At 58.8% G+C, this 18,544-nt stretch carries 14 protein-coding genes; 2 read left to right on the top strand and 12 right to left on the bottom strand.

Going from position 1 to position 18,544, the window contains the following annotated elements; genetic code table 11:
* Positions 1 to 32: 32 nt before the first annotated feature.
* Genes VB144_08835 through VB144_08845 form a run of 3 tightly spaced genes read right to left on the bottom strand, consistent with a single transcriptional unit; the run spans position 33 to position 4,218 of the window.
* Positions 33 to 1,373: an HlyD family efflux transporter periplasmic adaptor subunit gene (locus tag VB144_08835; protein ID MEA4883741.1), complete on the bottom strand. Its 1,341-nt coding sequence runs from the start codon at positions 1,371 to 1,373 to the stop codon at positions 33 to 35.
* Between the two features lie 15 nt (positions 1,374 to 1,388).
* Positions 1,389 to 2,819, bottom strand: coding sequence for an ABC transporter permease (locus tag VB144_08840; protein MEA4883742.1), 1,431 nt, complete (start codon positions 2,817 to 2,819; stop codon positions 1,389 to 1,391).
* A 4-nt stretch (positions 2,820 to 2,823) separates the two neighbouring features.
* Positions 2,824 to 4,218, bottom strand: a complete 1,395-nt coding sequence (locus VB144_08845; GenBank protein MEA4883743.1) for an ABC transporter permease — start codon at positions 4,216 to 4,218, stop codon at positions 2,824 to 2,826.
* Positions 4,219 to 4,536: 318 nt separating this feature from the next.
* On the opposite strand from VB144_08845, the gene VB144_08850 reads away from it, so the two are divergent.
* Entirely contained in the window at positions 4,537 to 5,277 is a 741-nt protein-coding gene (locus tag VB144_08850; GenBank protein MEA4883744.1) for a DNA alkylation repair protein, read from the top strand.
* Between the two features lie 143 nt (positions 5,278 to 5,420).
* Positions 5,421 to 7,208 (top strand): 1-acyl-sn-glycerol-3-phosphate acyltransferase, encoded by a 1,788-nt coding sequence (locus VB144_08855; GenBank protein MEA4883745.1) that lies wholly within the window; start codon positions 5,421 to 5,423, stop codon positions 7,206 to 7,208.
* Positions 7,209 to 7,273: 65 nt separating this feature from the next.
* On the opposite strand, the gene VB144_08860 is transcribed toward VB144_08855, so the two are convergent.
* The 9 genes from VB144_08860 to VB144_08900 form a co-directional block, all read right to left on the bottom strand.
* Complete coding sequence (locus tag VB144_08860) at positions 7,274 to 9,124, bottom strand: methyl-accepting chemotaxis protein (GenBank protein MEA4883746.1); 1,851 nt, start codon at positions 9,122 to 9,124, stop codon at positions 7,274 to 7,276.
* 129 nt (positions 9,125 to 9,253) lie between these two features.
* Positions 9,254 to 10,462: an isocitrate dehydrogenase (NADP(+)) gene (icd, locus tag VB144_08865; protein ID MEA4883747.1), complete on the bottom strand. Its 1,209-nt coding sequence runs from the start codon at positions 10,460 to 10,462 to the stop codon at positions 9,254 to 9,256.
* Positions 10,463 to 10,520: 58 nt separating this feature from the next.
* Entirely contained in the window at positions 10,521 to 12,035 is a 1,515-nt protein-coding gene (locus VB144_08870; GenBank protein ID MEA4883748.1) for a tripartite tricarboxylate transporter permease, read from the bottom strand.
* Positions 12,036 to 12,048: 13 nt separating this feature from the next.
* Positions 12,049 to 12,522 (bottom strand): tripartite tricarboxylate transporter TctB family protein, encoded by a 474-nt coding sequence (locus VB144_08875; protein MEA4883749.1) that lies wholly within the window; start codon positions 12,520 to 12,522, stop codon positions 12,049 to 12,051.
* Positions 12,523 to 12,613: 91 nt separating this feature from the next.
* Positions 12,614 to 13,618 carry a tripartite tricarboxylate transporter substrate binding protein gene (locus tag VB144_08880; protein MEA4883750.1) on the bottom strand — a complete coding sequence of 335 codons (1,005 nt, stop codon included), beginning with the start codon at positions 13,616 to 13,618 and terminating at the stop codon, positions 12,614 to 12,616.
* A 124-nt stretch (positions 13,619 to 13,742) separates the two neighbouring features.
* Entirely contained in the window at positions 13,743 to 15,671 is a 1,929-nt protein-coding gene (locus tag VB144_08885; GenBank protein MEA4883751.1) for an aconitate hydratase, read from the bottom strand.
* Between the two features lie 142 nt (positions 15,672 to 15,813).
* Entirely contained in the window at positions 15,814 to 16,494 is a 681-nt protein-coding gene (locus VB144_08890; protein ID MEA4883752.1) for a GntR family transcriptional regulator, read from the bottom strand.
* 186 nt (positions 16,495 to 16,680) lie between these two features.
* Positions 16,681 to 17,145, bottom strand: a complete 465-nt coding sequence (locus tag VB144_08895) for a hypothetical protein (GenBank protein ID MEA4883753.1) — start codon at positions 17,143 to 17,145, stop codon at positions 16,681 to 16,683.
* Positions 17,146 to 17,151: 6 nt separating this feature from the next.
* A complete protein-coding gene (locus tag VB144_08900) occupies positions 17,152 to 17,517 on the bottom strand; it encodes a class I SAM-dependent methyltransferase (GenBank protein MEA4883754.1) in 366 nt (121 codons plus the stop codon).
* Positions 17,518 to 18,544 lie beyond the last annotated feature (1,027 nt).

Genomic DNA, 18,544 nt, shown 5'->3' on the forward strand with positions numbered 1-18,544 from the left:
CTGGGCCTGAGCCTGAGCTTGTCCATTATCATTCACTGAGCTTCGCGCCCTCCCTCCGGCACAACCTTGATCTTTCGTCTGTCCTTGAATTCCTCGTATGAGGATGTGATTACGCGCTCTCCAGCCGACAGCCCGTCCACGACTTCGATCAGGTTTCCAAATGCACTGCCGAACCGCACATCGCGCTGAACCGCGCTGGTCCCTTCGATGATATAGACGAACATCTCGCGACTGCTGCCCAGGTATGGGCCGCGGGGCAACGACTGAACGTCCGTGCGCTTTCGGACCTGGATCTCGACGAATGCTGCGCTGTTGGGCGGCACATCGGCCGGCTGCGAGTCGAAGTCGATCGTCACCTCGACGGTAGCTCCCTGCCCACTTGTTTCGGCCTTGGGGGCCACGTTCCGGACTGTCCCCGTTGCCCTTTTGCCCCCAAGGTTGATGGAGACCAGCTGCCCAACTGTCACCAGACGCACGTCGGTCGAGGGGACTTTTGCCTTGACAACCAGGTTGCCCGTGTCGGCTACTTGGGCTACGTTTCCGCCCTGGCTTGCAGTAGCGCCCGGAACAACGCTCAGCTCCAGCACTTTGCCTCGAATGGGCGAACGCACCACCAGCTGGGAGATAGCGCCCTCGGCAGCACGCAACGCATCTTTGGCCACGTTCACCTGCCTCGCGGCCGTCTCCACAGAAAGCGCGTTCGACTTAACGGCAGCATCGAGCTCTGACCGCTTAGCCTCGAGCGACATGCGGGCCTGGCTTTCTGCGCTGCGCGCCTCATCCACCTGGCTCCGCGGCGCCGCGCCGGCTTCAAACAGCTTTTCCATGTCGCCCCGGCGCGCGGCTGCATCGGAGACCGCTTGCTTGGCGATGACAACCTCTCGTCTGAGCCGCTCCTCGAGTTGAACAGAGTCGAGTTTGGCCTTAGCCAATGCGTCTTCGGCTGCGAGCACTTGCCGTCTGGCCTCTTCGCGACGGGTGACGAGTTCCGGAGACTGAAGGACGCAGATCGGTTCTCCCACATTCACCTCGTCGCCTGGAGCCACGTTGAGCTGGGCGACTACGCCGGAGACGGCGGCGCGCACGTCTACGGTGTTGACCGGAGCCACGGTGCCCGGAGCGGTCACCGAGTCGACGAAATCAGCCGAACGGACCTGAGCAAATGTGTAGTTGGAGAGGGTATAAGGCTTCTCCCTGGGCATAAGAAAGCGGACAGCCAGGGCCGCTGCACCAACCAGGACAGCCAGGACGAATATGAGCATACCCATGTCGCGGCGCGTCCGACTCGATGAGGTCCGCGCTGGACTGGTGACTATCGGCTGATGCTTCTTCCCGCCGTCTGAGTTCTCTGTCCCTGGTGAATCCGACGTCACGGTAATCCCCCCAGCCTAAAGATCTCGGATTATCTCTGCAGGCTGAACCCTAGTGGCCTGTGCTGCAGGCATCGCCCCAAACACCGCGCCGGCCGCGGCGGAGACAACAATTCCTGCGAGAACGGCCCATCCTGCAGGTCTGGCGCTGACGCTCAGAATCCCTCCCGGGCCCATTCTGGAAAAAACAGAACGCATGAGATATGGATAGAGGGCAAATGCCAAAAGCCCTCCGAACACGCCCCCAATTGCTGCCAGAACGGCCGAGTCCACGGTGAACTGCGACACAACAGAACGTCGGGACGCGCCAAGGACGCGCCTGAGGCCGATCTCCCGAGTGCGTTCGGCAACGTTGATCAGCATAACGCTCTGGACCCCCAGCGCGCTTACGATGATCGCCACGAGCGTCGCGCCTCCCAAAAGCAGCATCGTGGTGGTCATAGACGAGCCGACCATCCGTTCCACGTCTCTGGCCGACTCGAATATCACCGAGGCGCCGCTGCCTTCGGCGTTCATGCTTGAACCTGCATCTGTGCCTGCGTCTGAACCGTTCGCGGCGACTGGCCCATCGACGTCCATCTCTACAGATCCACCCTCGACGAACATGCCCCCGCCGCCGCTGGACGAGTCGGGATGGGGGCGGCCCGACACCATGGCAGTGATGCGGTCGCGCACGGCAGCAGCCTTGCCGGGAACGGCCTTGATCATCAGCGTGCCATATGGGCGCCCGCCGGTCGCGCGCGCCCAGCCTGAAGAGGCGTCGTGGATACTATTAGGGTCAGCCGTCACTGGCCACATAATGGAGGCGGCGCCTCGTCTCCACCCGCTCCCTGGATCCCCAGGGCGCACGTCATATACGCCTATAACACGATACTCGGTGGGCGAGACAGGCGGGGCCGCGTTTTGTTCGCCAGCGGACGACGGCCGCGCCCAGTCGGGAACAAGTCCGAGTGTTCTGCCTACGTAGGGGCGATCGCCGAAAAGGATCCGGCCGAGGGCCTCCGAGATGACTACCACCCGGGCGCGTGCCTCCAGATCCGCTGTGGTTATGGAATCGCCTTCAGTCATGTTCAGGTCGGCTGCCAGCCGATAACCCGGACCAACGCCGGCGCCCGCGGAGAGCTGATAAAGTGTTCCGTTCACTTCGGCTTGCACTCCCCACGAATCCATGTAGGGGGTGACTGCCTCCACGAGGGAGGTCTCAGCGGTTAGCTCGGCGATGTCATTGTCGTCGAAGATGTTGTACATCGTTCGCATATACCCGTTTCGGGTGCGTGTTTCCGTGCCGCCCATGACGATTACCGTGTCTTCTGTGGAAGCTCTGAACTGATCAACAGCTGCCGACACGTTCATTCTGTAGCTTGCCACCGATACCATGCAGGCCACGGCCAGAGCTACCTGAAGGATTGTGAGGAAAGACTGCATCGGGCGGCGACGTATGTTCATCATCGGGCTAATCCCCCCTCAGAGCATCTGCCGGGACAACGCGGGCGGCAAGATACGCAGGATAGAGGCCGAAAAGAACGCTGGCGGCAATGCAGGATGCAGCCCCCGCCAGAATCCCGGTAAGCCCGACCGATACGGTCAGCCCCTGGGTGATGTGCGACATCAGCCTGGCCAGGCCGAACGAAAGCGGAAGGCCCAACACGCCCCCGCATATCCCCAAGACCAGCGCCTCCGCAAGGTTCTCCCGGAATACGTCGCGTCGGCCGGCGCCCAGGGCAGCTGAGATGCCGATCGCTCGCGTGCGCCGCAGAACCCTTGCGAGCATCAGGTTGAGGACATTGATAGACGCAATAACCAGCCCCGCCGACGCCAGAACCAGAATTCCAGTCGCAAGACTGCGTAGTTCTTGCATACTCTCTTTCATGTAATCCATTACGGAGGAGACATGAAGGCGTCCATGGCATTCTGCCTCGACGACCTGCCTTATCTGATCTAGGGCCTGCGCTGCGCCTCTATACGAGAGTGAGGCGGCATGGATCTCGTTGACGTGGGGATTTGGACCGTCCATACCGGGAGCTGAAGTTATCGGAACGTAGGCCCTGCCGTCGGCAGAGTAATCTGGGGAGCGGGTGTCTTCTTCTTCTGGATTTTCTCTCGCTTCGGTCAGCAATGGGGATTTCACTGGCGCCATGACTCCGATCACCGTGTATACCTGGCCGGTAGGAGAAGGCTCGAGTTCGCCAGACGGGCCTTGGCGCCATTCGTCCTGCCAGACCAACTTCTTCCCGAGGGCCGGTTCGTCCCCAAACAGGCGCGCTGCAAGCTTGCTGCCCAGCACTATGCACCGGTTGCCGGAGGCCACGTCAGATCCGGAGAACCCTATGCCCTCCCTGAACTCGGCGCCATACGCGAGGAACATGTCTTCAGTGGCAGCAACTACGTGGACCAGCCTGGACACAGTCCTTGTCTCCCCATGCGCTGGAGAGGCTGGAATGGAACTGCCCTGCGCGATGCCTGTTGGCGCGTCGCCTTTCAGCGCTATCTGTGTGAAGAAGTCCTCGTACGCATAGACCTTAACATCAGGAGAAGTTCTCGATTTGATGCGTTCCACATCGTTGAGCGTCAGAGAATACGGAGGCCCATCCGTCCGAGTGACAGCGACCGCAGGCACATCAGCTGAGAAGCTGACATCTGTGCGGTCGGATTTGGACTGGATGATAATCTCCCTGGCTTCCAAGCTTTCGGCAAACGCGCGGTTCCGCGCTCCTACTGTGCCGATAAGGCCTGCAAAAGCAGCTGCCACTGCCACCCCAAGGGCGATCCCTAGCACGATGAGTAGGGACTCCAGGAGCCTCGCACGGCACCGCCGCACGGCTGTGGCGAAAACGTCGGCGAACCTCACGCAGCCACCTCCAAATGCACAAGACGCGGACTTGCGGGTGCTTTACAACACTATCCATTATAGCAGAAGCCGATCCACTAATGGACGCAACCCCCTGGGCGCCGCCATATCAAGCCACAAGGCGATGCTGCCCACGCATAGAGCAGGTGATAGACACAGACAGCGGCAGGAACCTGCGTACTCAGGGCGAATCACACTGATCAGCGCTGTGTTGGAAGGTGCGCGAGCGATGAGCGGTGAAGGCGGCCAGTATCTCGAGTGACTGCTTTGTGGACTAGTCCGCGCTGAACTCGCTCAGGAGAAAGGTGTCGTGATGGCTTGAACAGCATTTCCACGTCAGTGCATGAAGAGATCAGGGCTTTCTGCGTTGCTCATTCAGACGAGCGCATAGTCGAGAAGTATGCGCGGTTCTTTCGGGAGGGCTATGACGCCTATGGTGTGGACAGGGACTCCATTGCAGAGTGCACCAGGGCTATTCTGACCCGGTACCGCGATGAACTGGGTCTTGACGGGTTCCTGGATCTCGGCGACAGTCTCATGCAGAGTGGCAAATGGGAGGAGGCCGGTTTCGCGGTGCGCTTCATGAGCGCGTTTCGGAAGAAGTTCACTCCTGCCACACTCCCGCGTTTTCGCAGATGGTTCGATCTGTGGGTCCGGGACTGGGCTACATCTGACGGATTATGCTCGGGTGTGCTGCCCCGCTTTTTCGACATGCCTGAAGTCGGGCTGGATGGATTCGCAACATGGCGGGGTTCAGAGTCCAAGTGGAGCCGAAGGGCGGCGCCCGTTGCCATGCTATCTCTCCTCAAGAGGTGTGACGATGTGGGCGCCTTCCTTGAGTTCATCCGTCCGCTCATGCTCGATGAAGAACGCGTGGTTCATCAGGGCTTGGGCTGGTTCCTGAGGGAGGCCTGGAAAGTGAGGTCCGATCAAGTGCAACCGTTCCTAATGGAATGGAAGGAAACCTCTGCGAGGCTGATATTTCAGTACGCCACCGAGAAGATGGCGAGCGAATCCCGGGCGTGCTTCCGCCGCGAGGGCAAGAGTCGGTGTCTGTGATGGGCCTACTGCCCAACAACCAGTAGAGGAAAGCCGCCTTCCTGCTGTCATATGTGCAGGGACTCTCAGCATTCTCACTGAATGCTCACGTTGCCCGAGCAAGTGAAACCGGCGCCATTGCCCACGCGACTGGAGGTATGCGCATGAGTTATCAGGAGAATCTGGAGCAAACAGGGTTCTACGGATGGAAGCTGGCGCTCACAGGAGCACAAACAGCTTTCTACTTCGCTATTCTGCCATCATACATGATCAGGCTCTCAGCCGGGCTTGATGCCTCACTGCCTGCTATCCCGTTGCCGATGGCGGCCACCGCGACGGGCGCAGTGCTCACTCTTCTCGGCCTATACGTAATGATTCGGGCATTCCTCGTGTTGTCGTACGTCGGCAAGAACTGGCCCGGAAGCGCGACGGCTTACCTCGTCGACAAGTGCATATATGGATTCGTCAGACACCCACTCTTCTGGGGCTACGCACTGTTCTGGGCAGGGATGGGGTTCCGGAGGCGGTCTCCGGGCCTCATAATCCTCTCAGGCGGGCTGGGCCTGGCGTTCGCTGCATGGGCTAGTGCTGTTGAGGAACCACGGTTGGCCTCTGCATTCGGAGAACGATATGCGGAATACCGTAGGCGTACGCCAGGGGTGATCCCCAACTGGGCGGCGCTTCGCTCTGATGCCGAACAACTGCCGACAGTCGCGCTTGCGGTGATGGCTGCCGCTCGCCTCTTGGGTGCTGTGATGTGGAATATCAGGGCGACAGGCATCGAGCACATACCGACGGAGGGCCCGGTGGTGTTCGCGTCCAACCACATGAGCATAGCCGACCCGCATGCCCTCGCGTTCTTCGTCAACCGTCCTATCCACTACGTTACAGCTGACGAGGCTTTCAGGGATCCGATTCTCAGATGGTTTCTTCATGCGAACAAGGCCATATGCAAGCGGAAGTGGGGAAGGGACATTTCGGCGCTGCGTGCAATGCGGCGCTGTCTGGACGCAGGGGAAGCTGTGGGCATATTCCCGCAAGGCCAGTACAACTGGGATGGCGGTGTGAATGTAGTAAGCGATGAGGTGTACCGTGTCCTTCATTACCTAGGCGCACCTGTCGTGCCGGTGACATCCATGGGCGCCCACGAATCGTGGCCCGCCTGGTCTACGTGGCCCGCCATGTGTGACTGGGAAGTGCGCTTTTTCCCGGCGGTTAACCCCGCCGACTATCAGTCCGTAACCGGTTTTCGGCAGGCCCTTGAGTCCAAGATGTTCTCAATCGCGGGGGAACCTCCGCTTCCTAGGCGCGCCCTGGCATCGCACAGAGGCATTACGATTGTGGCATGGGGCTGCCTCGAATGCGGCGGAGCGCACACTCTAGGGGAGACTTCTTCAGGGCTGGAGTGCTCCAAGTGCGGCGCCAGATGGACCGTTACGCGCGACCTCAGAATCGTGAATGAGAAGACCGGGCAGAACATGGTGGAGAGTGAGTACAGGGCTGCTCTCATTGAGAAGCTGCGTAGGGGAGAGATGGAGGACGCGCCGGACGGGGTTTACGACCTGGCGCGTCCTGCTAGAGCCTACCGTATTGGCTCATCGTCCAGCATTGCCGACCTCGGCAGCGGAACGTTGAGGCTTGCCAACCACGCGCTCACGTTCTCCTATTCGGGTGGTTCGGTCGAAGTGCCGATTTCGGACGTGAACTTCACCTTTCTTGATTCCCACGGCCACTTGGTCGTATCAGAGCCGGAAGGGGCGTACGAGTTTGACATCAAGAACGACTCGACCCTTCGGTGGGAGGATTACCTCATGGCGGCTAGAGGCTTGACCACGAGGAGGTGGCCGACAGCCGAGGAGATCCGCGCCAGGTCTGGCGGCAGGTCCAGCGCGAGACCTAGCGCCAAGTCCGAGGAGCGGGAGGGCGCCCCGGTAGGTGTGTTCCAGCAGTAAGCCGCTGCGGGGCCGGCCTGTGGAGCGCCTCAAGGCTCTCCTGCGGGCTCTCCCGCGGGCGCCGATTACACCGTCTTGAACCTGGCTGCCAGCTGCTGCAGGCGGTTGGCCATTTCGGACAGTGACGTTGAAGCCGATGTCATCTTCTCTGTTGAGGCGCTCACCTCTTCCGCGGAGACGGAGACCTCCTTCGCGGCTTCAGCGTTCTGTTCTGACTCGGTCGCGATGTTCTCGATGACCTTGTGGATCTCGCTGGCGCTGGCGGTTATCTCCTGGGCGGCAGCTGTGTTCGTGTCCGCAACGGAGACGGCTTCAGCCATGGACTTCTTGACCATACCGGTGGCATCCATCACGCTCTGGCCCGACTTGACCGCCGACTCTACTAGGTGAAGATTGTCGGTGGCGTGTTGCCGTATCTGCTGGAGCGACGAGGTGGATGCGCTGACCATTGGCATGCTTTCCGCTACCAGCCTGCCGGAGGCGGCGATCGCAGTTGAGACTCTCTTAGTGTCGGCGACTGTCTGTTCTATCAGTCGCGATATCGCCTTTGTTTCGGACACTGATCTCTCTGCCAGCTTACGGACTTCCTCTGCGACTACTGCGAATCCTCTGCCCTGTTCTCCGGCGTGGGCGGCCTCGATCGCCGCGTTTAGGGCCAGGAGGTTGGTCTGATCGGCTATCTCGCTGATAACCTGCACCACGCGACCGATCTCGCGCGAACTGCGGTCGAGGCTGGATGAAGCAGCCTCGACCTCCCGTGAGGCGTCCTCTATCCTGGCTATGCCCTGGGCAACCCGGGTCACAGAGCGATCGCCTTCTTCCGAAGCATCAACCGTGAGCCGCACTGCTTGTTCCATCTGGCAGAGGCATGCACTGATGTTCGCGAGTTCGCTCACCATATGCGCAACAAGCTCCGAGGCCCGGTGCAATTGCTGGGTTTGCTCAACTGCGCCTGCGGCTATCTGGGCGGTGCCCGACTTGATGTGAAGGCTGGCCTCAACCGTGCGAATGGAGCTGGAACTCTGCTGTTCAGCACTTGATGACATCTGCTGAATAGTGGACGTTATTTGCAAGACGGCTTGCGCAGACGCTTCGGCTGACGTCGATAGCTGGAGGCTGGCGTCTGCAACGTTGTCCGACTCGGCCCTGATCTCCATGAGCAGACTGGTCAGATTGTGGACCATGGCCTGTGTGGCATCATTCAGCTCCTGTATCTCGTCACCTGTCCTGATGGGCGGCACCGACACTGTGAGATCCCCATCTGCTACCGCCTCCGCCACCGTTCTTACCTTCACTACGGTGTTCGCGATGCTCCGGGTAAGGCCAACGCCTATGGAAATCGCTGCCGAAGCGCCAACTATCACCCCGATTATGCTTACTAGGCGGCTGCTTCTGCTAACTGACTTCGCGTACGCGATTCGACGGTTGTTCGCATCCGACACTAGCCCGGCCAGATCCGCAAGAAGCTTCTCAGACGTGGCGGCCAGCTGACTAGTGCCTGCTGTCAGCTCAGTCATGGCTTCGTTCGAATCAAGATACGCAACCCGGGTCACTAGGTTGTTGTAATCATTGTTGGCTTCCTCGATCTCGGCAAGAAGTTTCTGGGATTCCTCATCAGGAAATGCTGCGCGAGCTGCCTCGATCGTTTCCACCAGCTTCGCATCAAAATCATAGAACTCCGTGATGTACAGTCCATCCTTGGATATCACGAAGCTCTGGATCGTGGATCCTTTTTCGAGAATCCCGCTCTTGATCTGGTGCACAATGGAGTACAGCGGAATCCCCTGATCAATGACACTGCTGTAGTTCTTGTCCACCTGACTGACTACCCAAATGCCAACAAGCCCTATCGTTAACGTGAGGGCGAACAGCAATGCATAGGATCCGATGATCTTAGCCCGTATGCTGATCTTCAATGGACTGTCACCTCCGCGATGAGGCATGCACGCATGCTTCTTAACATGGCGCCCGTCCATGGGCGCCGTTCCGGCGACCTGTCGTCCACATACTGGCTACGCACGCACTCATGCGCCTGCGGTCGGATCCTACATGTGAGATACTATGGCCGCGGCGAACTCAGAGGTGCGTATCTCTCTCGCTCCCTCCATACCGCGAGCGAGATCGTAGGTAACAGTCTTCTCGATGATGGCGGCTTCCATCGCTGGCGCAATCATGTTCGCCGCTTCAGTCCAGCCCATGTAATCCAGCATCATTGCAGCGGAGAGTATGAGCGAGCCGGGGTTGACTTTGTCGAGCCCCGCGTATTTCGGGGCCGTGCCGTGGGTGGCCTCGAATACCGCCAGAAAGTCACCGATGTTGGCCCCCGGGGCCATTCCGAGTCCGCCCGTTTGAGCCGCCGCGGCATCAGAGAGGTAGTCTCCGTTCAAGTTGGGGGTGACAATGACGTCATAATCGCGGCTCCTGAGGAGAATCTGCTGAAACATGCTGTCGGCGATGCGATCGTTCACAAGGATCTTGCCTTCGGGAATGGCGCCGGATGTCGCGGCCAGCTGATCTTCTGTCACCACTCTGTCGCCGAACTCCTCCATCGCCAGCTCATAACACCATGTCTTGAACGCACCCTCCGTGTACTTCATGATGTTGCCCTTGTGCACTATGGTCACTGACTTCCGCCTGTTGTCGATGGCGTAGCGGAGCGCTTTCGCCATGATGCGCCTGGTCGCGGTCCGAGTCATGGGCTTAATTCCCACGCCGGCCTCTTCGGGCACATTGCATGCCATCTCCCGGTTCAGGAAACGGATGACCTTGACGGCCTTTTCGCTATTTGCAGGCCACTCTATGCCGGCGTATATGTCTTCAGTGTTCTCCCTGAAGATTACCACGTTTATCCACTCAGGATGGACCACTGGGCTCGGGGCGCCACGGATCCAGCGGACAGGCCGAATGCATGCGTATAGATCCAGCTCCCGGCGTAAGGCAACATTTAGGCTCCGGATTCCGCCTCCTATGGGGGTAGTGAGCGGACCTTTAATGGCGACTATATGCTCGCGAATGGCCTCAAGCGTCTCCCGGGGAAGCCACTCGCCTGTCAGCCTGTGGGCCTTTTCTCCTGCGAGGATCTCTTTCCACGCTATCTGCCTGCGCCCTGAATAGGCCTTTTGAACAGCGGAATCTACAACGGTCCTCGTGGCTTTCCAAATGTCGGACCCAGTGCCGTCTCCCTCAATGTACGGGATGATCGGGCAATCAGGGACGTGAAGTCTATCATCGACGATCGTTATCCTCTGTGGCATCAAGACTCGCTCCTTCCTGAACGCCATTGGGATGAGCAGCGTGCGTGTCATCTAGCTGTCACTGACCTACTGTGGCCGGGCGCTGGCGGCGCTTCAGGAGCCACGTGGATACGAATGGATACGCTACAGACAACGCTGAGAGCATCAGCAACGTGATCGTGATCCCTGACCTGAAGAAAATGCCCATACTCCCATCTGATAGGATGAGAGACTGCCTGAAGGACTGTTCCAAAGGAGACCCGATTACCACGGCGAGTATGAGCGGCGCCGAAGGAATATCGTACTTCCTCATGAAGTAGCCGAGTAATCCGAACACGATCAACAGGTAGAAATCTACGATGCTAAAACTGATGGTGTACACGCCCAGGAACGAAATCGCTATGATGAGGGGGTACAGGATCCTTGGCGGAACAGCCAGGAGCCTAACCAATATGCCGGCGAGCGGCAGATTGACTATCAGGCATACGATGGCCCCCACGAACATGCTGGCGATAATGCCCCACGCGACGTCCGGGTGGTGCTGGAAGAGGAGCGGACCAGGCTGGAGACCTGCTATCATCAGAGCTCCGAGCATGATTGCCGCAGTGCCTGACCCGGGGACGCCCAGTGTGATCATAGGCAGAATCGCCCCGATTGAGCACGAGTTGTTCGCTGCCTCAGGTGCGGCAAGCCCCTCTATCGCGCCTTTGCCGAACTCCTCCGGATGTTTGGAGATCTGCTTCTCGTTGTTGTAGGCCATCATAGTAGCAACGGTGCCGCCGGTTCCGGGCAGCACGCCAATCAGGAAACCCACGGGAGTCTGCCTGAGAATAGGTCCGATTGACCTCTTCCATTGCTCCTTGGTGATCCAAATGCGTCCGAATTTCGTCTGCATCGGCGTGTCTCCCGCTGTGCTGATCGTCTTGTAGTTCTCGAGCACTTCAGTGATGGCATATAGTCCGATGATGACGACCACGAACTCGATTCCCATCTGCAGCTCGGGCACTCCAAACACGAATCGCTGCACTCCGGACTGCAGGTCAATTCCAATGGTAGTCACCATCAAGCCGAGCAACAGAGCTATGAAGCCCTTGAGCAGCGATTCTCGGGAGAGAGATGTCGTCGCTGCCAGAGCGCACACCATCAGTGTGAAGTACTCTGGAGGGCCGAATCGCAGTGCGAATCTGGCGATGGGCAGGGCTGCCGCCATGGCGGCAATGGCAGCTGCGATCTGCCCGATGAACGAGGCCAGCGCGGAGATGGCCAGGGCAGCTTCGGCCTGTCCTTTCAGGGTCATTGGATATCCATCGAAACACGACACAACTGAGGACGCATCTCCGGGTATGTTCAGCAATATGGAACAGCGCGAACCCCCGAACATCGCCCCGTAGTAAATGGCGCACATCATGATGAGCGCCGCCGCTGGCTTGAGTGCGAATGTCATGGGCAGGAGAAGGGCGATGCCAGTCGCTGGCCCTATGCCTGGCAGCATGCCCACAACGGTTCCCATGATGCATCCAGCGGTCAGCCAGATCATGTTCATGGGTTGCAAAACCACAGACAACCCGTACAACATGTTTCTTATAACGTCCATGCAGTCTCCCCCCTTACGGCAGGCTAATCATCAAGAGCCGATCGAAAGTGAACCAGATGCCGTACGTGAAAAGCACCGCGACAGCGATATTGGCTCGCCATCCTTTGAGGCCGTTCACGAGGAAAAGCATTGCTCCCAGGAAGAGGATCGTGGAGACTATGAAACCCAGCTTGTTGAAGGCAACCGCATACAGGATGCACAGTGCGATAGTGCCGAGAGCCAGTTTGGGGAACTCCTTATCCACCTGAGGCTTCTTTTCTGGTTCCTTCGCTTCCTTTGGCCCCTTCGACGCAACGGGCCTCCGCTTTCCGATGTTCTTCAGGCACAATGCCGCGCCAAGAACCGTCATGAGCACTCCCAGAGTGAGGGGAAAGTACACAGGCGCCCACGGGTTTCCGATCATGGCCTTTGGAAGCCTCAGCGACTGAGCCGAGTAGATGACCCCGATCAGCACAGCCAGCAGTCCTACTGTGAAATCGCCATTCATGTGCTCACCTCCAGCACCGTTGTGCTCTGTGGAACGGCTTAAGCCGTTCCACAGAGCATCGCCTTGTATGAGAAGGAACAGCGGGCAGCTCTTACTGGGCGAGCAAGCCGATATCCTGGAGGAGTGATCTGTACTCCTCGTTGGTCACTTCCAGGAACTTGCCGAATTCCTTGGGCCCTAGGAAGGCCTCATCCCATCCGTTCTTCATGCAGATGTCCTTCCATTCCACTGTTTGAGCCATCTCGGCAAGAGCCTTGCTGAGGAACTCAACGGCGTAGTCGGGCATGCCTGGAGGTCCGAAGAGCCCTCTCCAGTTCACGAACTCCGTATTGATGCCGAGTTCCCTGAGAGTGGGCGCCTTTGCCATCGGGCCCTGCTTGATGCGGGTGGGAGCAGTGATGGCGAGCACGCGGATATCCCCGCTCTCCATCGGGCCCACGGTTTCCGCCATTCCTGTTGTCAGGAGGTCGACATGGCCGCCCATGAGGCTTGCAAGACCCTCGCCGCCCTGGAAGGGTATGTACTGAATTCCCCTGATGTTCGTCACACCCGCCACCTTGGCGGCCTGCATGAACTGGATATGGTCCATGCTTCCGGGGGAGGAGGTGCCTGCGATCTTGACGCTCTTTGGATTCTTCTTGAGTGCGTCCATAACGTCGTTGATTGTGTGATAAGGCGAGTTCTTGGGCACTGCAAACGCTCCGTAGTCGCATATGAGCCGCGCGATCGGTGTAACGTCCTTGTAGCTGAGCTTTGTCTGTCCTGTCAGCCGTATTAGGAGCAACGGAGGCGAGTACACTGCAACCTCATACGGGTCGCCCTTCCTGGTCTGCAAGTAGGCTAGTGCCACCCCGCCGCCACCGCCCGGCTTGTTGACAACAGGCATGGGTTGCGTGATGATGCGTTTCTCGCCGAGAACCCTGGCAACCATTCTGATGGTAGTATCCCAACCACCGCCAGGTCCGGCAGGAGCGATGAACTCAAACGGGCCGCTGGGATACTTCTCTGGGGCAGTAATGGCATAACCACTCAGAAGACAACATGCGAATACTATCGCCAGGATGAGCCCTGACTTGGCAAACCGTCGATATGACATGCCGTTCACTGTTATCCCTCCGTTCAGTTTGTTGCCTACCGCGACGAACGATATCCCCACGTCAAACAGGGGTTTCCCTGCGGCATCCCTCCTTTTCGCATATTCGCGCTTGTTTTAGGGCCGCTCAGCGAAGCCCGCCCGCCCAGCTCAGCAGTCCTCCAGCCAGGACCACTTCCTTCTGCCGGTCAGACAGGTTGTGCTCTAGCTCGATGGCCTGCCCGTTTGTCACATCCATCACCACCACTACGTCCGAAAGGATCTGCTCTCTTGCATGGTCCATCCGTAGTTCATGGCCCTGCTGCACGGCCTCGTACGCCTCTGCCGTGCGGAAGGTGAGCGGAAGTATTCCGAAGTTGATGAGGTTCTGACGGTGTATGCGGGCAAAGGACTTGGCGATCACAGCCCTCACCCCAAGGTAGAGAGGCGCCAATGCAGCATGTTCTCTGCTCGAGCCCTGTCCGTAGTTGGCGCCTCCGACAATGAACCCGCCCCCAGCAGCGCGGGCTCTCTCGTAGAAGGAAGGATCGACGGCTTCGAAGCAGTGTTTGGAGATCTCCGGTATGTTGGAACGCAGCGGAAGCACCTTTGCTCCCGCGGGCATGATGTGATCAGTGGTGATGTTGTCGCCGACCTTCAGAAGCACTGTGCCGCTGATCGAGGCCGGCAGCGACTCCGACCTTGGGAGGGGCTTGATGTTGGGCCCTCTAACTATCTCCACACCGCTGCCGTCTTCAGGAGGAAGCACGATCATGGAGTCGTCGACAGAGAATGGCAATGGCCCTGACACTCTGATTGGCGCCCCAAGCTTCCTTGGGTCAGTGATGACACCGGTTAGCGCGGATGCCGCTGCAGTCTCAGCGCTCACCAAGTACACCTGAGCGTCCTTTGTTCCGCTTCTGCCCTCGAAGTTGCGGTTGGACGTTCTCAGAGACACTCCGGCGGATGCGGGCGCTTGCCCCACACCCACACAGGGGCCGCATGTACATTCCAGGATCCGCGCCCCCGCCTCAACTAGGTCGAACAGGGTCTCGTTTCGCGCGAGCATGCTGAGAACCTGTCGCGAGCCTGGTGCGATCACGAGGCTTACATTGGGTGCGATGGTCTTGCCCTTGAGTATGGCCGCCACCTTCTGCAGATCGGCTGCCGATGAGTTGGTGCAGCTGCCGATGAACACCTGGTCCACGCGTGTGCCCACTGTCTCGGATACTTTGACCACGTTGTCGGGGCTATGAGGAAGGGCAATGAGGGGTTCCAGCAGGTCCAGATATATGTCGTAAACCTCGTCGTAGACTGCACCAGGGTCCGCAGAAAGCGGCACGAAGTCTTGTTCGCGGCCTTGAGCCCGAAGGAACTGCCAGGTGATGCTGTCGCTTGGGAATATGGACGCGGTCGCTCCCAGCTCGGCGCCCATGTTGGTGATTGTGGCCCGCTCGAAAACGCTGAGGGAGCCTACGCCGTCCCCGCTGTATTCTATGATTTTGCCCAGTCCGCCCTTTACGGAAAGCCTATGCAGGACCTCAAGTATTACGTCTTTGGCAGAAGTCCATGGAGCCAGGGAGCTGTGGAGTCGAATGCCCACGATGGTCGGCATCTGAAGGTAGAAAGGAAGTCCTGCCATGGCCATTGCGACGTCGAGGCCGCCCGCGCCGATGGCGAGAGCGCCCATTCCGCCTGCGGTAGGAGTGTGGCTATCGGCGCCAAGCAAAGTCTTGCCTGGCACAGCGAACCTCTCGAGATGAACCTGATGGCAGATGCCGTTGCCGGGACGGGAGAATCTGACGCCGAACTTCGCTGCTGCAGTCTGGAGAAATCTGTGATCATCAGCGTTTTCAAAACCCGTCTGCAGTGTGTTGTGATCTACGTAGCTAATGGATAGTTCAGTTCTCACGCGCGGTATGCCCATGGCTTCGAACTCGAGGTATGCCATGGTTCCGGTAGCGTCCTGGGTGAGGGTCTGATCGATCCGTATTGCGATCTCGCTGCCAGGTTCGCCCGTTCCGTGAACGAGATGAGCATGGATGATCTTCTGGGCTAGACTACGCATGACACACATCATCTCCTACAAGGTCATTTGCCAAGAGGAATCTGTCGGAGTCGCACGTAGATGTGGACTTGAGGGCTAACGCCACACTATCGCCTGCCCAATGCCGTTTTCGCCAGTCTGAAACCTGGCAGGCATACCTCACGTTCCTATGCTATTGAGTCACCCGGCCGGCGCGCACCTCCAATGCTCTCAGGTACTCCTCACGGGCAGCCGTCAAGTGCTGGCGCATCAACTGCTCTGCAAGCGCCACGTCCTTTTTCTCAACTGCCGCCAGAATCGCTACGTGCTCTCGCAACGCAGAAAGCTTTCGAGACTCCTCGGATAGAGTCACCCCTCTGAACGCGGCCTGATACTCCTGGTAGGTGTCGATCAGCCTAATCAACTGAGGCATTCTCGATGACCTGAATAGCGTGTCGTTAAACTGCCGAGCGACCCCCAATAGCTCCGCAATGTCGCCCTCATCAGTAAGGCGCCTCATTTCGGCTACGAGCTGGTAGAGCGTTCCCATCTCCTCTTCCGTGATGTTCTGGATTACGAAAGGGATTACCGCCACTTCCAGAGCCTCGCGAATGGCGAAAACTTCTATGGCAGCCTTCGGCGTGATGCCGAGGACCACGACGCTCCTCCGAGGTTGGTATTCGATCAAGCCCTCCGTTTCCAGTTTGCGCATTGCCTCGCGAATGGGCGTACGGCTGACTCTCAGTTTCTCGGCCAACTCCTTTTCTATCAGACGGTCGCCGTCTTTCAGCTCGCCTTGGAAAATCGCCTGCCTGAGGGTTTCATGGACGAGCTCCCTTATTGTTCTCGCGTTGGAAGGGTCGAAGGAAGCCATTGGGGCTTTCATCCTGATGATCACTCCAATACTGCACATGCTACGGATACTGTATTTCGGTATACGGGATACCTTGCTGACTATTCTGCTTCATTCTCCGTTGACGGGGCAAGTCCTTTCGGTGCACTGGGTATTTCTGCAGGTACATTGCCGCCCATACGGTTATCGGCTAGGCTTTCCTGGCGATTACGATGCACTCATCTCCAGATACGTATGGACTATAGGCCGAAGGCCACGCCCCGCCCGCGGCTTTCTGCCCTCATCTCCAGATACGTATGGACTATAGGCATAATCCGAGTAGAACCCCTCCGCGCGAAATCCTTCTCCCGCAAGCATCTCCTTCATGCGGGACGGGGAGCAGGTGGACTCGAGGCTTGCCTCCACTGTGATCTGGGCGTGTGAACCATTGTGCCTGTAGCTGATCTGATCGACTAATCTGAGCGTGGGGTCAATCGTCTTCATTTGAACCGTTTGAACCACGATCCCCCCAGTGTCCGGGTTGATGTCTTGAATGCCAAGCCATGGATTGGACTCGCCCGGCTGGCATGTGCCGGCGTCGAAGTCAAAGGCCAGTAACCCTGAGTTCTCGAGATGGCGGTATGCGGAGCGGAATACGCGCTGTCGTTCCTCGTCGGCATGCATGTAGATCATGGTGAACTATGGAATTATTATTAGTGAGAACCTGCGACCCTCAAGATCGAACTCCCTCATATCACCCTGATGCAGAACCGGCTCGAAGCCGAGCGTCCGGGCCTTTTCCCTGGACATCTCCAGCATGGGAGCGGATAGGTCAAGCCCCACGACCGTGTAGCCGCTGCCGAGCAGATGCAGCAAGACCCGACCAGTTCCGCATGCGATATCCAGCACCGGTCCGCCCTGCTTCTTGGCAAGGTCGCGGTAGAAGGCCAGGTCATCGGTAAACTGAATGGTGCGGTCATAGAGGTTGTCGTTTCCGTAGGAGTCGACCGCCGTGGCCAGACCGTTGTCGAGGAGCCTCCTGGCCATCCCAAAGTACAGGTCCATGCAATTGCCTCCTCTATGTATGCACTATTGAACGCTTCCGAATGCCAGTGGCACATTCCGGAATGGAGCCCTGGATCAGAGGATTCGAACTGATGCTCGGAATTCCTCCATGTTAGGCGAGTGCCGACTGGGCTTCCGCATGCCGCAGCGGGCGCAACGCGCGTAGCTGGGCATAAAGGAAAGGCGGCGCGGCGGCGCCGCCCACCGCCTATGCTCTTGTGCTTGTTCGGGCGAGCGGTCGCCTGCGATGGCGCCGAGATTCTCATTTCTGAGTGAAACGGCGGGTGCAGATTCTCATCCGTGAGGATTTTGCGGCGGCCCGCACTCAAAAACGAGAAACTTCGCCCGTCCCCAGGGCGCGCGCCATCGGGGCGCGACTGAGTGCCGGTAGCGGGTCGCCGGTGGAAGGATGCCTGCAGCGGGTACAAAGCGCGTAGCTGGACATAAAGGAAAGGCGGGGGAATGGCGGCGCGGCGGCGGCCCCTACCGCATATGCGCTTGTACTCGTTCGGGCGAGCAGTCGCGGGTGACGGTGCCGGGATTCTCATTTTTGAGTGAAACGGCGGGTGCAGATTCTCATCCGTGAGCATTTTCCGGCGGCCCGCACTCAAAAATGGGAAACTCGGTCCGGTCCCAGGACGCGCGCCATCGGGGCGCCGTTGAAGCGCCACTGAGTGCCGCCAATGGATTGCGAGCGCCGGGATGCCCACGAAGGTCACACAGCGCGTAGCTGGGCATAAAGGAAAGGCGGCGCGGCGGCGCCGCCCACCGCATATGCTCCTGTGCTTGTTCAGGCGAGCAGTCGCGGGTGACGGTGCCGGGATTCTCATTTTTGAGTGAAACGGCGGGTGCAGATTCTCATCCGTGAGGATTTTCCGGCGGCCTGTGCTCAAAAATGGGAAACTCGGTCCGGTCCCAGGGCGTGCGCTATCGGGGCGCGACTGAGTGCCGGTAGCGGGTCGCCGGTGGAAGGATGCCCGCGGCGGGCGCAACGCGCGTAGCTGGGCATAAAGGAAAGGCGGCGCGG

Source organism: Clostridia bacterium (genome assembly GCA_034926675.1).
GTDB lineage: Bacteria > Bacillota > DTU025 > DTU025 > DTU025 > JAYFQW01.

Excerpts from the sequence above, each read along its gene's own strand:
- VB144_08880 (MEA4883750.1), bottom strand. The coding sequence starts at position 13,618 with ATGTCATATCGACGGTTTGCCAAGTCAGGGCTCATCCTGGCGATAGTA.
- VB144_08870 (MEA4883748.1), bottom strand. The coding sequence starts at position 12,035 with ATGGACGTTATAAGAAACATGTTGTACGGGTTGTCTGTGGTTTTGCAA.
- icd (MEA4883747.1), bottom strand. The coding sequence starts at position 10,462 with ATGCCACAGAGGATAACGATCGTCGATGATAGACTTCACGTCCCTGAT.
- VB144_08840 (MEA4883742.1), bottom strand. The coding sequence starts at position 2,819 with ATGATGAACATACGTCGCCGCCCGATGCAGTCTTTCCTCACAATCCTT.
- VB144_08875 (MEA4883749.1), bottom strand. The coding sequence starts at position 12,522 with ATGAATGGCGATTTCACAGTAGGACTGCTGGCTGTGCTGATCGGGGTC.
- VB144_08890 (MEA4883752.1), bottom strand. The coding sequence starts at position 16,494 with ATGGCTTCCTTCGACCCTTCCAACGCGAGAACAATAAGGGAGCTCGTC.
- VB144_08895 (MEA4883753.1), bottom strand. The coding sequence starts at position 17,145 with ATGATCTACATGCATGCCGACGAGGAACGACAGCGCGTATTCCGCTCC.
- VB144_08855 (MEA4883745.1), top strand. The coding sequence starts at position 5,421 with ATGAGTTATCAGGAGAATCTGGAGCAAACAGGGTTCTACGGATGGAAG.
- VB144_08885 (MEA4883751.1), bottom strand. The coding sequence starts at position 15,671 with ATGTGTGTCATGCGTAGTCTAGCCCAGAAGATCATCCATGCTCATCTC.
- VB144_08900 (MEA4883754.1), bottom strand. The coding sequence starts at position 17,517 with ATGGACCTGTACTTTGGGATGGCCAGGAGGCTCCTCGACAACGGTCTG.